Below are 14,113 nucleotides of genomic sequence, written 5' to 3'. Positions count from 1 at the left end.
ACCACGGCGTCGATGGTAGTCCGTCGGGCTGATGGAGAGTGCCCGCGCGCCGGAGGCGGGTCAGGTTCGGGAGCGGGTGGTCTCCGGAGCCGCGGCGGGAGCGGGGACGGCGGGCGGGGCGAGAGGGTCGACCGGCTTGGCGTGGCAGAGGGCGTAGAGGGAGCCACCCCTGATGCCGAGGGCCGTGGACGCCTCCCCGGTCGCGGTGTAGACGACGTCGTCGGAGCCGACGCCGTCCACCAGGCGGTGGTCGATGAGCAGAGGCATCGTGTCGGGCAGCAGGAGCGGGCAGACGAGGCCGGCCGCGTACTCGGTGACCGCGTTGACGAGGTCGGGGTGCGCGGGGCGGACGGTGCGGGCGCCGACCGTCCGCCGGACCGCCTCCATGACCGGCCGCTCACCCGCCGGGACGATCACGCCGGTCAGGAAGCGGCGGCCGAGCCGGCCGCCGTCGCAGGCGTAGACGCGCGTCACCAGGCACCGCTGCGCCGGGAGCCCGAGGGCCTTCGGGAGTTCGTCGGCGTGGGACATCGCGACGGGCAGCCGCACGATCTCGTGCACGGCCTCCCATTCGAGCAGCGCGCGGTGGATGGCGAGAGCGTCCTTCATGTTCGGCTCCATTCCGCGGGGGTCTCCCCGCTCACCCCCCGGAACTGGTTTCGCTGAGTCCCCGTGCTTCGCACTCTGCGGGGGGTTTCCCCACATACCCGGATCGACTGGCCTAACGCGCGTCATACGTCACGTAAACCCTTACGATGCGCCGCAGCCGCACGTGCGGCGGACCGGGGCCCTTGTGGATCCCGCTACCGTTGTCGTGCGGGAGGCTCACCGGCGGTCGCGCTGGCGTCATCGGGGTGTCCAGAACGTAACCCGGAGATCGCGGCATGTGAAGGGGCCCGTCCGGCTCCGGCCCCGCAAAGGCTCCGCGCGGGGCTGCGGCGATCACCAGAAAGTCCTTTGTCAGCCCGTCAATCAAGGAAATACGCTCGATGGCCGTGCCCAACCAGAACGTGACCCCAGAGTCCTCGCGGCGTACCGCGATCACCGAGCTGCTGCACGGGATCGCCCCCGTCGCCGACGACCTCGGCGCCCTGTTCGCGGCGGCCGGGCACGAGCTGGCGCTGGTCGGCGGGCCCGTCCGGGACGCGCTGCTGCGCCGCCGCAGCAAGGACGTCGACCTGACCACCGACGCGCCGCCCGAACGCACCCTGGAGATCATCCGCGACTGGGCGGACGCGCACTGGACGATCGGCATCGATTTCGGCACCGTCGGCCTCCGCAAGGACGGCGTCGAACTGGAGATCACCACCTACCGCAGCGAGTCCTACGACCCGAAGTCCCGCAAGCCGGACGTCTCCTACGGGACGTCCCTCGTCGAGGACCTGCGCCGCCGCGACTTCGCGGTGAACGCGATGGCGGCGCGGCTGCCCGGCCACGAGTTCGTCGACCCGTTCGGCGGCCTCGCCGACCTGCAGCGCAAGGTCCTGCGGACGCCCGGCAGGCCCGAGGACTCCTTCAGCGACGACCCGCTGCGGATGCTGCGCGCCGCCCGGTTCACCTCGCAGCTCGGGTTCACCGTCGCACCGGACGTCGTCCGCGCGATGAAGGACATGGCGTCCCGCATCGAGATCGTCTCCGCCGAGCGGATCCGGGACGAGCTGTCCAAGCTGATCTGCGGCCGGTACCCGCGGCAGGGCCTCGCGCTGCTGGTGGAGACGGGCCTCGCCGCGCACGTCCTGCCGGAGCTGCCGAAGCTGCGGCTGGAGATCGACGAGCACCACCGGCACAAGGACGTCTACGAGCACTCGCTGATCGTCCTGGAGCAGGCCATCGCCCAGGAGCAGGAGGGGCCCGACCTCGTCCTGCGGCTGGCGGCGCTGCTGCACGACATCGGCAAGCCGCGGACGCGCCGGTTCGAGGACGGCGGCCGGGTGTCGTTCCACCACCACGAGGTCGTCGGCGCGAAGATGACCCGCAAGCGGCTGACCGCGCTGCGCTACCCGAAGGACGTCATCAACGACGTGTCCCGCCTCGTGGAGCTGCACCTGCGCTTCCACGGCTACGGCACCGGCGAGTGGACGGACTCGGCCGTCCGCCGCTACGTCCGCGACGCCGGGCCGCTGCTGTCCCGGCTGCACAAGCTGACCCGCGCCGACTGCACGACCCGCAACCGGCGCAAGGCCGACCGGCTGCGCCGCACCTACGACGACCTCGAAGTGCGCATCGAGCGCCTCGCGGAGGAGGAGGAGCTGGCCGCGATCCGCCCGGAGATCGACGGGAACGAGATCCAGGACATCCTCGGCATCACGCCCGGCCCCCTCGTCGGCAGGGCCTACCGCTTCCTCCTGGAGGTCCGGCTGGACCGCGGCATGATCGGCAAGGAGGCCGCCGCGGACGAACTCCGCGCCTGGGCCGCCACCGAGGGCATCCTCCCCGCCCCCGCCGAGTCCTCCGCCGATGGCACCGACGGCGGGGGTGCGGCGTGATCCCGCTGCAGCTCGGGCGGATGAGCCCGCAGGAGGCCGAGCGGATCCTGGCATTCGATCGGGAGCACATCTGGCATCCGTACGCGCCGATGCCCACGTCCGCGCCGGTGCTGCCGGTCGTGTCGGCGAGCGGCGTGCGGCTGACGCTCGCGGACGGCACCGAGCTGATCGACGGGATGTCGTCGTGGTGGGCGGCCGTGCACGGCTACAACCACCCGAAGCTGAACGCGGCCGTCACCGGGCAGCTCGGCAAGATGGCGCACGTGATGTTCGGCGGGCTCACGCACCCGCCGGCGGTGCGGCTGGCCGAGCGACTCGTCGAGATCACGCCGGAGCCGCTGACGAAGGTGTTCTTCGCCGACTCCGGGTCGGTGGCGGTCGAGGTCGCGATCAAGATGGCACTGCAGTTCTGGCGGTCGCAGGGGCGGCCCGAGCGGCACCGGCTGCTCACCGTCCGGGGCGGCTACCACGGCGACACGTTCGGCGACATGGCGGTCTGCGACCCGGTGAACGGGATGCACCACCTGTTCGGCGACGTCCTCGCGAAGCACGTGTTCGCGCCGCCGCCCCCGCTCGGGTACGCGGCCGAGCCCGACGGCGCCTACCTGGACGAGCTGTCCCGGCTCGCCGCCGAGCACGCGGGCGAGCTGGCCGGGATCATCGTCGAGCCGATCGTCCAGGGCGCCGGCGGGATGCGCTTCTACGCCCCCGAGTACCTGGCCGCGCTCCGCGGGATCGCCGACGAGCACGGCCTGCTGCTGATCCTGGACGAGATCGCCACCGGGTTCGGCCGGACGGGTGAGCTGTGGGGCTGCGACCACGCCGAGGTCACGCCCGACATCATGTGCGTCGGCAAGGCTCTGACCGGCGGATACATGACGATGGCCGCCACCCTGTGCACCGACCGCGTCGCGTCCGGTATCGCCTCCGGTGAGGCGGGCGTCCTGATGCACGGCCCCACGTACATGGCGAACCCGCTGGCCGCCGCCGTGGCGTCCGCGTCCATCGACCTGCTGCTGTCCCGCGACTGGCGGGACGAGGTCGACACCATCGAGGCGATCCTCACCAGCGAACTCGACGACGCCGCCGACCTCCCGGGGGTGGCGGACGTCCGCGTCCTCGGCGCGATCGGCGTGATCGAGGCGCGGGAGCCGGTGGACGTGCCGTCCGTCCAGGAGATCGCCATGGCGCACGGCGTCTGGCTGCGCCCGTTCGGCAAGCTGATCTACACGATGCCGCCGTACGTCTGCACGGAGGACGAGGTCCTCCACATCGCCGCCGCCCTCAACGCCATCGCCGAGTCCCTCTAGCGCCGCGCCGCGCCGTGCCGGTCCGGGTCGGACCGGCCCGGGTCGGGCCCGGCCGGGTCAGCGGAGGGCGGGGGCGGTGCGGCGGATGCGGGACGCGGCCGTCCGGTAGGCGACCGCGCCGGCGGCGTAGGCGGCGATCACCGCGAGCAGGGTCGGGACGGCGCGGCCGTCCGACGGGAGCCAGGTGGCGGCGGCCGCCGCGGCGGCGGCGAACGTCGCGTTGAACAGCATGTCGTAGACGGCGAACACCCGCCCCCGGTAGGCGTCGTTGATGATCTCCTGCAGCGTCGTGTCGACGCACAGCTTCACGCCCTGCGACACGACGCCCAGCAGGAAGGCGCCGACCGCCCAGGGACGCTCCGCGAACGGCGTCCCGAACAGCAGCAGGCTGAGCGCCGCCGCGGCGAGCAGCCACGCCGTCCACGCCTGCTTGCTGATCCGCCGCACCACCGCCGGAGTGATCAGCGCCGCCGCGAAGTACCCGGCGCCGGACACCCCGAGCATGAGCGCGAACGTCTCCAGCCCCCGGTCGGGGTCGTCCGCGAAGTGGTTGCGGCTCAGCAGCAGCGTCATGATCAGGACGACGCCGTACAGGAACCGGTGGAACGAGATCGCGCCGAGCGCCAGCGCCGCCTGCGGCCGCCGCCCGATGTGCCGCGCCCCGTCCACCAGGCCGGACACGACGCCGCCGAGCGTGTCGCGGACGCGGGACAGGTCCGGCGCGTCCGGCCCGAGCAGCCCCTTCGGCAGCGTCGTGGCGACCAGCCCCGCCAGCAGGTACAGCGCCGCCGCGGACACGAGGATCAGCGTCGTCCCGTCGTCCCCGGCGCCGAACAGCAGGCGCAGCAGGTAGCCGAGGCCCGCGCCGGCGAAGGCGATGATCGTCCCGGAGGTGACCGTGAACGCGTTCGCCGTCACCAACTGCTCCCGCCGCACCACGTGCGGCAGCGCGGCCGACAGTGCCGCGAGGAAGAACCGGTTGACGCCGAGCACGACGAGGACGCCGAGGAAGAGGCCCGCGCCGTCCTGCCCGGCGGCGACGAGGCCGGCGACGAGCAGCACCAGCACGGCCCGCAGCACCGGCGCCCACACGAGGATCTGGCGGCGGCGCCACCGGTCGATGAACACGCCGGCGAACGGGCCGAGCACCGAGTACGGCAGCAGCGTCACCGCGAACGCCGCCGCGGCCTTGCCGGCCGTGGTCTGCCGCTCGGGGGAGAAGAACACGTAGCTGGCCAGCGCCACCTGGAACACGCCGTCGGTCAGCTGGGAGGCCAGCCGCGTCGCGTACAGCCGCTGGAAATCCCGTTCTCGCAGGATCTCCCGCAGCTGACCGGCCTTCACCCGATCACCCTACGTGCTCCACCCCACCACCCGCCCCGCTTGGCGCTGTGGCCCGGTGGTGCTGGCGCCGCCGGAGACCGTCCGGCGGGGTGGTCGGCCCGGCGGTGCTGCGGCCCGCCCGGGGCTGTGGCCTGGCGGTGCTGCGGCCCGCTCGGGGCTGTGGCCTGGCGGTGCTGCGGCCCGCTCGGGGCTGTGGCCTGGCGGTGCTGCGGCCCGCTCGGGGCTGTGGCCTGGTGGTGCTGCGGCCCGCTCGGGGCTGTGGCCTGGTGGTGCTGCGGCCCGCTCGGGGCTGTGGCGCGGTGGTGTTCGGCGTGGGTTATTGGTGGCGGGAGGTGGTGCGGGTCAGGCCGTCGAGGAGCGCGTTCAGGCCGAACTCGAAGGTGGCGTCGGTGTAGCCGGTCGCGGCGGCGGTCTCCAGGCGGGCGCGTAGGCGCGGGTGGTTCGCGGCGATCTCGTGGGCGGCGGTCATAGCGGCGGCCAGCCGTTCCCGGGCGCCGTCGCCGCCCGGGGCGAGGCCGCGGGTGAGCGAGGCGGTCGCGGCGACGGCCGCCGCGTTGCCGAGGACGTAGGTGAACACCGCGGCGGCGGCCCGGTCGGCGACGGCGCCGGTGAATCCCGCGGCCTCGTAGACGGCGAGCTGGTGCTCGTCGTGGCGCGCCCTGCTCTCCCCGTAGACGACGTGGCCGGCGAGGACCTGGACGAGCCAGGGGTGGCCGGTGAACATCCGGTACAGGTCGGTGGCCATGGCGGTCGCGGCGCCGCGCCAGCCGGTCGTGTCAGGGTCGGGGAGCGCGAGGTCGCCCCAGACGAGGTCGGTGGCCAGCAGTACGAGGTTGTCCTTGCTCTCGACGTGCCAGTAGACGGCCGTGGCGGCGGAGTTGAGCCGCCTGCCCAGCGCGCGCATGTTCATGCCCTCGAGCCCCTCGGCGTCGAGGACCTCGACGGCGGTGCGGACGATCTGGTCGCGGGAGAGCGTGTCGCGCGGCATGACCTCCACCGTAGGGACGACCTTGCACAACGTTCAAGTGGTGGTGGCGTCCTCGCGGAGGCCGCTCAGCTGAGCCAGAGGCGGGTGTAGTCGTAGCCGGCGGTGGTCGGCAGGTAGACGGCGCCGTGGACGCGGGACGAGTGGAACAGCGTCTGCGCGCGGTCCAGGAGCGGCACGATCGCCGCGTCCTCCATGATCTTCTGGTCGGCCTGCTGCCAGTAGCCGGCCGCGTGCTCGGCGTCCGGTGCGGTGAGGGCCGCGTCGATCAGGGCGTTGACCTGCGGGTTGTCGTAGCCGCCGTAGTTGGTGGAGTTCTGCCCGTAGGTGCGGCCGTCAAAGAGCGGCTGGATGATCGAGCGGCCGTTGTTGCCGTACCAGTCGGGCACCCAGCCGGGGGCGGCGATGTCCCACTCGCCGGCGCGGGCGCGGGCGGGCGTGCCGAGGGTGCCGGCGTAGAACGAGCCGCCCGAGTCGGCGACGAGCTCGGTGTCGACCCCGCAGGCGTCCAGGTTCTCCGCGATGGACTGGGCGATGAGCTTGTGGACGCTGTTCGTCCGGTAGGGGAACTTCAGCGTGAGCTCCGGCTGCCCCGCCTTCCCCAGCAGCTCGCGGCATTTGGCGGGATCGCCCGACTCGCCGGGCGTCGGGTAGAGGTCGGTCGCCGAGTACCCGGAGTTGCCCGGCGGGATCACCGTGTGCAGCGGCTTCGCCACCGACGGCCCGCCGACGATCTTGATGAGCGCGCTGCGGTCGACCGCGTACTCCAGCGCCTGCCGGACCTCCCGCCGGCCGAGTGCGCCGCCGTTGTTCGGGCTGCGCGTGTTGAACACCAGGTACGGGCTGTTGTTCGGCGTCTCCCTGATCGCGAACCGGTCATCGTCGCGGAGCCGGGGGATCGCCGACGTCGGGACGGGCTGGTCCCAGGCGAGATCGGCGGTGCCCTGCTCGATCTGCTGCTGGACGGCCTCCGGCGAGTCCTGCCCGAGGGTGATCCGGATCTTGGCGACGTGCCGCTCGCGCAGCGGGTCGGCGCCCGCCTGCCAGGCCGGGTTGCGGGACAGCAGGTACGACAGCCCCGGACGGTACTCGGTGATCTGGTACGGGCCGTCCGAAATCGTGTGCCGGCGGAGTTCCGGGCCGTCCGGAACGTAGGCGTCGTACTCCTTCGGCGCGGCGGCGGTGTACGGCAGCGTCAGCAGGTTCAGGAAGTCGCTCGCCGGGCTGCGCAGCGTGAACACGAGCGTCCGGTCGTCCTTCGCGCGGACGCCCTTGATCTCGTGGTCGCGCTGGTAGGCGGCCATCGCCGCGGGGTCCTTGCCGTCGACGCCGCCGTAGCCGCGGCAGAACTCGTCCATCCCCTTCAGGGTGGACAGGAAGTAGCCCTTGCCGGCGGACGGCGCCGCCGGGTTGCACAGCCGCTCGAACCCGCGGACGAAGTCGTGCGCGGTCACCGGGCGCGGCGGCTCGGTGTTCCACTGCACGCCGTCGCGCAGCCGCACCGTGTAGGTGCGCCGATCCTTGCTGAGGCCGCCGTTCTCGCGGGTCGGGATCCGCTCGGCCACGTCCGGCCGGACGGGGACCGTCTCCTGGAAGTCGTTGGACGCCCGCGTCCCGAACAGCGTCCGCGCGAACGTGCGGGCGAGACCGTAGGCGCCGACGCTCGCCACCGCCGTCGGGTCGAGGTGCTCGACATCGGACGACCCGATGATCCGCAGCGTCCCGCCGTCGCGGCCCTCGCCCGACGCGGACGCGTCGTCACCTCCTCCCGCGCATCCCGCGAGGGCCACCATCAGCCCCGTCAGCCCCACCGTCACCTTGAACACTTGGCGTGCCGTCACGTTCCCACCTCGAACTCCGAACCTGGCGCGCAGTCACCGGCAGTGTCACAGTAGGGCCACAGAGTGACAAAGGACCGGTACATCACCGTTTTCTCTCCAAAAGTAAGGACGCCCTGACAGTGGAAGTCCACTGTCAGGGCGTCCCTTGGAGACTTTGTGATCAGACTCTCAGCGAGCCTTCATCAACGGTCGACCTCGCCGCGGATGAACTTCTCCACCGCCTCGTGCGCCTGGTCGTCGGTGTACTGCTCCGGGGGCGACTTCATGAAGTAGGAGGACGCCGACAGGATCGGGCCGCCGATGCCGCGGTCCTTGGCGATCTTCGCGGCGCGCACCGCGTCGATGATGACGCCGGCCGAGTTCGGGGAGTCCCAGACCTCGAGCTTGTACTCCAGGTTGAGGGGCGTGTCGCCGAACGACTTGCCCTCCAGCCGGACGTAGGCCCACTTGCGGTCGTCCAGCCACGGCACGTGGTCGGACGGGCCGATGTGCACGTCGGCCTTCGCCATCTCGTGCGGGATCTGCGAGGTGACCGACTGCGTCTTGGAGATCTTCTTCGACTGGAGGCGCTTGCGCTCCAGCATGTTCATGAAGTCCATGTTGCCGCCGAAGTTGAGCTGGTACGTGCGCAGCAGCTCGACGCCGCGGTCCTCGAAGAGGCGGGCCATGACGCGGTGCGTGATAGTCGCGCCGACCTGCGACTTGATGTCGTCGCCGACGATCGGGACGCCCGCGTCGGTGAACTTCTGGGCCCACTCGGGGTCGCTCGCGATGAACACCGGCAGCGCGTTCACGAACGCGACCTTGGCGTCGATCGCGCACTGGGCGTAGAAGCGGTCGGCATCCTCCGAGCCCACCGGCAGGTACGACACCAGGACGTCGACCTCGGCGTCCTTCAGCACCTTCACCACGTCCACCGGCTCGGCGTCGGACTCCTCGACCATGTCGAGGTAGTACTGGCCGAGGCCGTCGAAGGTGTGCCCGCGCTGAACGGTGATGCCGGTCGGCGGGACGTCGGCGAACTTGATCGTGTTGTTCTCGCTGGCGTGGATGGCCTCGGACAGGTCCATCCCGACCTTCTTGGCGTCCACGTCGAACGCCGCGACGAACTCCACATCGCCCACGTGGTACTCACCGAACTGCACGTGCATCAGGCCGGGGACTCGCGTGTCGAGGGCCGCGTCCTTGTAGAACTCGACGCCTTGGACGAGTGAAGAGGCGCAGTTGCCCACACCCACGATGGCTACGCGCACCGAACCCATCCGGTTGCTCCTTCTCTCTTGCGGAACATGTGGTTTCACCCGCCCCCGAGGGCGCCGGGTCGCCGCTCAGCGGCCCTCGTCCCGAGGCATGTCCTGGTCAATTCGTTTAGCTGACAGTGCTTGCTGTTCCTGCTCGGCCCGCTCGCGCCCGATGAGCTCGTTGAGCCACCTGACCTCGCGCTCGACCGACTCCAGCCCGTGGTTCTGCAGCTCCAGGGTGTAGGAGTCGACCCGCTCGCGGGTCCGCGCCAATGCGGCCCGGACGCTCTCCAGCCGCTCCTCCAGCCGGCTGCGCCGGCCTTCGAGGATGCGCAGCCGGACGTCGGCGCGGGTGTGCGAGAAGAAGGCGAAGTGCACGCCGAACCCCTCGTCCTCCCACGCCGCCGGTCCGGCCTCGGTCAGGAGCCGCTGGAGGCGCTCCTTGCCGTCGGCGGTGAGCTTGTAAACGATCTTCGACCGGCGGCTCTGCAGGGCCAGGGGCGTGTTCTCCTCGGCCGAACGGTCCTCGACGATCATGCCGTCCGCGAGAAGCTGCTTCAGGCACGGATAGAGGGAGCCGTAGGAGAACGCCCGGAACATGCCCAGCAGGGCGTTGAGCCGCTTGCGCAGCTCGTAGCCGTGCATCGGGGCCTCGTGCAGCAGCCCGAGCACGGCGAGCTCCAGCACGCCCGCGCCCTTCCTGGCCGCCATCCGGTTCCCTCTTCCGCAGAAGCCGATGTCTCGATCCGATGTATCGAGTGAATGTATCGACTCGATACATCGACAAGATACGTACGGCGCCCCGTCCTGGCAAGTGGACCGTCCAAACCCGGTGGCCGGCGCCGGATCGAGCCGCGGCGGGCCGCCGCTTCGTACTGGACGGTGTGACCTCACCCCTACGCGCCGCCGGCCCGCGCGAAGACGATCTTCAGCCGCACGGGCGGGACGACCGCCGAGGTGGGACGCGGAATGCGGAGAATTCAGGGTGTATAGGGCCGAAGTGTGCCAAAGTTGCGGCTGATACCACCCGGCCATGTCGAGCGTCCTCGGCCACGGGGCCAAGCGCCCCGGACGGCGGACGAACAAGGAGGATCAACCCGGCCGTTTCCATCGGCGGGGGCGTTGACCAGCCGGGATGGTCTTTCGCGGTGCACGCGCTCCCCCCGCTCACCAGCCCGCACAGTACTCTTCGGACGGCGCACGAGTCGCAACAAGGGCCGGAGGGCCGCCCCAGGGCCCCTGGCAACCACCGTTGTCCCCTGTTGATGAGGTCGCGTGAGTAATCCAAGCCAGCCCCGACCGGAACCCGGGTCGCACGGGCCGGGCGGGCAGCAGAACCCCCGTCCCGGCGACTCCGCACGCCCGGCCGCCTCCGGCATGCCCGCCGAGTCACAGAACTCTGGCGCCCCGGAGACACCGGACACCGGTTTCCCAGGGGGCCGCGCGGTCCCGGGCGGCCCGGCCGCCCCTCCGGGCGGCGCCGCACCGACCGCACCGACTCCCGCGATCCCGTCGGCCCCCGCCTCCCCCGGCCGCCACAGCGCCGGGCGGCCCCCGGCCCCGGACGGGTCCAGCGCGTGGAGCGGTCCCGGCGGTTCCAGTTGGTCGACCCCGACGGGCGCGTCCGGTAACCCGGCGCCGGGTGCCCCCCTCCCGCCCGGCGGCGGACAGTTCACGCCCGGAGCACCCGCGCCGAGCGCCTCCGGCCCCTGGAACCCGGGCGGACAGACTCCGCCCGGCGGCCCGTCCGCACCTGGCGGACAGGCCCCGTACGGCGGGGGCGCGCCTGGTGGGCCTCTCGGTTCCGGTGGTCAGGCCGCGCCTGGTGCGCGCGGTGGGCAGGGCGCGCTCGGTGGTCCTGCTGGGACTGGCAGGCAGGCGGCTCCGCACGGCGGGCCGGCGTCGGGCGGGCATGGCGTTCCCGGTGGAGCGTCCGGGCCCGGTGGGGCGATGGTGCCGAGTGGACGGAATGCGCCTGGTGGCCCCGGTGGACCTGGTGGCCCCGGTGGCGGCGGCTTCGGTCCAGGTGGTCCTGCTGGTCCAGGTGGTCCAGGTGGTCCTGGTAGGCCAGGTGGTCCGGGCGGTCCCGGTGGGCCCGGTGGGCCGAATGTAGCGGGGATGGGTGGGATGCCCGGTGGGCCCGGTGGGCCCAGTGGGCCTCGGGCGTTGAACGGGCCCGGGGCTCCTGGTGGGCCCGGTATGGGCGGTGCGCCTGGAGTGGGCGGGATGGGCATGCCCGGTCCTGGGATGGCAGGACCCGGGATGGCCGGGCCGGGGATGGCCGGAGCTGCCGGGTTCGGCGCTGCCGGAGTGCCCGGGGCGGTGCCCAAGCCGGGTGTGCGGGCGAAGCTGAGCGAGCTCGGGAAGGCCGGGCAGGAGCTCGGGTCGAAGGTGACCGCGAAGTTCCAGAACAAGGGCGTGCGGGTGGCGAACCGGACCGGCGGGCCGGGCGGGCCCGCGGGACCCGGCGGGCCGGGCGGTCCCGGTGGGCCCGGCGGCCCCGGGGGACCTGGTGGTCCCGGCGGGCCGGGTGGTCCCGGGCGGCGCGGGGCGCCGGTGCCGCCGCAGAAGAAGGGGATGCTCGGGCATCTGCGGTCCAGGGAGACGGGCTGGCGGCGGTTCATCCCGTCCTGGAAGGTCGTGGCCGGTGTCTCCGGGCTCGGCATCGCCGCGTTCGTCACGCTGATCTGGGTCGCCTACACCAACACGCCGACCCCGGCGGAGCCGACGGTCGCGGGCGTCGAGGACCAGGCGTCGATCTTCTACTACACCGACGGCACCGAGATCGGGCGGATCGGCAAGAAGCGGCAGAGCGTCGAGCTGAAGCAGGTCCCGCCGTTCGTCCAGGACGCGGTCCTCGCGGCGGAGAACCGCAGCTTCCGCACCGACCCGGGCTTCTCGATCAAGGGCACGACGCGCGCCGTGTGGGACAACCTGACCGGCGGGTCCGGCGGCGGTTCCACGATCACGCAGCAGCTCGCGAAGAACTACTACTCCGACCCGACCAACCGGACGGTGGACCGGAAGTTCAAGGAGCTGTTCATCTCGGTGAAGCTGGAGGACAAGTACAGCAAGGACGAGATCCTCAAGCTCTACCTGAACACGATCTACCTCGGCCGCGACACCTACGGGATCCAGGCGGCGTCGCGGGAGTACTTCGGCAAGGACGTCTGGGAGCTGAAGCCCGACCAGGCGGCCGTCCTCGGCGGCATCATCCAGAACCCGAACCGGGACGCGGGCGACGCGAAGAACAAGGCGTGGGTGACCGCGCGCTACCAGTACACGCTCCGCGGCATGGTCTCCATGGGCAAGCTGAGCCAGGCCGACGCCGACAAGTACCTGCAGCGGCTGCCCAAGATCAGCAAGCCGGGCAGCGACAAGCAGCTGTACGGCGGCCAGCGCGGCTACATGCTGACGCGCGCCATGGAGGAGCTGCGCCGGCAGGACATCGACCGCAAGGAGCTGACGACCGAGGGCCTGCGCGTCTACACGACGTTCGACCGCAGGCGGATGGCGATGGCCAAGCGGGCCGCCGAGAAGACCGTCCCGCAGGTGAACCCGAAGAAGCTCGCGAAGAAGAAGATCCGCGTCGGGCTGGTGTCGGTGAACTCGGCGAACGGCGAGGTCGTGGCGTTCTACGGCGGGCCGGACTACCTGGACCAGTCGTTCAACAACGTGTGGCAGGGCTCGGCGCAGGCCGGGTCGGCGATGAAGCCGTACGTGCTGGCGACGGCGCTGAAGCAGAACTACAGCCTGAAGAGCATGGTCGAGGGGCGGTCGAAGACGCCGATCGGCCCGGACGGCAGCGTGGTGTCCAAGGACGATCCGAACGCCACGATCGTCCCGAACAGCCATGACGTCGGCCCGGCGATCAACCTGATCACGGCGACGCAGGACTCGGTGAACACCGCGTTCATCCAGCTGATGGGCAAGGTCGGCATCGAGGAAGTGATCAAGACCGAGACGGACGCCGGTATCGCGCCCGACCTGCTCGAACCGCACAAGTGCTGCCTGAACCTCGCGCTCGGCGTCAACAACATCCGCCCGATCGAGCAGGCGGCGGGCTACTCGGTGTTCGCGAGCGGCGGCGTGTACCACGAGCCGCACGTGATCCGCGTGGTCAGGTACAGCGACAACAAGAGGGTCCGGCTGAAGCCGAAGGTCAAGACGCGCCGCGTCTTCAGCCCGAAGGTCGCGGCGGACGCCACGTACGCGATGCAGCAGGTCATCAAGGCCGGTACCGCGACGGCGGCGGCGCTGCCGGACGGACGCCAGGCGGCCGGCAAGACCGGTACCACCGACCGGAACGTCTCGTCGTGGTTCGTCGGGTACGTCCCGCAGGTCTCGACCGCGGTGACGATCTACAACGACTCGGTCGGCCCGGACGGGAAGAAGAAGTCGGTCATCCTGCCGGGGATCGGCCAGGTCGAGGGCGGTACGATCCCCGCCCGCATCTGGCGGTCCTACATGTCGAACGCGCTGAAGGGCATCGACGCCAAGGCGTTCCCGCCGCCGGCGTGGGGCGGGATCGTGCAGAAGTGGGCGAAGCCGCCGGAGAAGAAGAAGGACGACCGCAGGCCGCCGTGGTGCAACAACCCGATCGGCCAGCACGACCCCCGCTGCCAGGGCGACGGCGGTGACACCGGCAACCTCCCGCCGTGCCAGGGGCCGTTCTCCAACGGCAACTGCGACCCGAACAAGCCGCCGAGCAACCCGCCGCCCAGCTGGTGGTGCCAGATGCACCGCGGGGACCAGGCCTGCCGCGGCCGCCGCGGGGGCCGGGGCTTCGAGCCCGAGGCGCAGCATCTGACGCCGCTGCTCCCGTTGTCGAGGCCCCCGGGATGACCGCCGGGACCATCGCCGGAACGGCCGGCGCGACCAGCCGGCGGCCCGGACCAGCAGCCCG

9 protein-coding genes are annotated in these 14,113 nt (G+C 71.7%); 3 read left to right on the top strand and 6 right to left on the bottom strand.

Annotated features, from left to right (window positions below; genetic code table 11):
* Window positions 1-60 precede the first annotated feature (60 nt).
* Window positions 61-609 (bottom strand): aminoacyl-tRNA deacylase, encoded by a 549-nt coding sequence (locus ABZ806_RS04845; protein ID WP_500215392.1) that lies wholly within the window; start codon window positions 607-609, stop codon window positions 61-63.
* Window positions 610-989: 380 nt separating this feature from the next.
* Between ABZ806_RS04845 and ABZ806_RS04840 the strand changes: the two genes are divergently transcribed.
* On the top strand, window positions 990-2,486 hold the full coding sequence (locus tag ABZ806_RS04840) for a CCA tRNA nucleotidyltransferase (RefSeq protein WP_500215390.1): 1,497 nt from the start codon (window positions 990-992) through the stop codon (window positions 2,484-2,486).
* Window positions 2,483-3,796, top strand: coding sequence for an adenosylmethionine--8-amino-7-oxononanoate transaminase (locus ABZ806_RS04835; RefSeq protein ID WP_500215388.1), 1,314 nt, complete (start codon window positions 2,483-2,485; stop codon window positions 3,794-3,796). Before ABZ806_RS04840 ends, ABZ806_RS04835 begins: the two co-directional genes overlap by 4 nt.
* 57 nt (window positions 3,797-3,853) lie before the next feature.
* Here the strand turns inward: ABZ806_RS04835 and ABZ806_RS04830 are convergent, their stop codons facing one another.
* From ABZ806_RS04830 to ABZ806_RS04810, 5 genes are all read right to left on the bottom strand, one after another.
* A complete protein-coding gene (locus tag ABZ806_RS04830; RefSeq protein WP_500215386.1) occupies window positions 3,854-5,140 on the bottom strand; it encodes an MFS transporter in 1,287 nt (428 codons plus the stop codon).
* A gap of 316 nt (window positions 5,141-5,456) precedes the next feature.
* A complete protein-coding gene (locus ABZ806_RS04825) occupies window positions 5,457-6,128 on the bottom strand; it encodes a TetR/AcrR family transcriptional regulator (RefSeq protein WP_500215385.1) in 672 nt (223 codons plus the stop codon).
* A 65-nt stretch (window positions 6,129-6,193) separates the two neighbouring features.
* Window positions 6,194-7,966 carry an ABC transporter substrate-binding protein gene (locus ABZ806_RS04820; RefSeq protein ID WP_500215384.1) on the bottom strand — a complete coding sequence of 591 codons (1,773 nt, stop codon included), beginning with the start codon at window positions 7,964-7,966 and terminating at the stop codon, window positions 6,194-6,196.
* Between the two features lie 182 nt (window positions 7,967-8,148).
* A complete protein-coding gene (locus ABZ806_RS04815) occupies window positions 8,149-9,228 on the bottom strand; it encodes an inositol-3-phosphate synthase (protein ID WP_500215382.1) in 1,080 nt (359 codons plus the stop codon).
* Window positions 9,229-9,294: 66 nt separating this feature from the next.
* Window positions 9,295-9,918 (bottom strand): PadR family transcriptional regulator, encoded by a 624-nt coding sequence (locus ABZ806_RS04810; protein WP_131944740.1) that lies wholly within the window; start codon window positions 9,916-9,918, stop codon window positions 9,295-9,297.
* A 1,611-nt stretch (window positions 9,919-11,529) separates the two neighbouring features.
* Between ABZ806_RS04810 and ABZ806_RS04805 the strand changes: the two genes are divergently transcribed.
* Window positions 11,530-14,052: a transglycosylase domain-containing protein gene (locus ABZ806_RS04805; RefSeq protein WP_500215381.1), complete on the top strand. Its 2,523-nt coding sequence runs from the start codon at window positions 11,530-11,532 to the stop codon at window positions 14,050-14,052.
* Window positions 14,053-14,113: the final 61 nt, after the last annotated feature.

The sequence above is a fragment of the Spirillospora sp. NPDC047418 genome, from assembly GCF_040643275.1.
Lineage (GTDB): Bacteria > Actinomycetota > Actinomycetes > Streptosporangiales > Streptosporangiaceae > Spirillospora.
The sequence above is the reverse complement of the archived record's forward strand: the minus strand, read 5'-3'. Positions and strand labels throughout refer to the sequence as shown.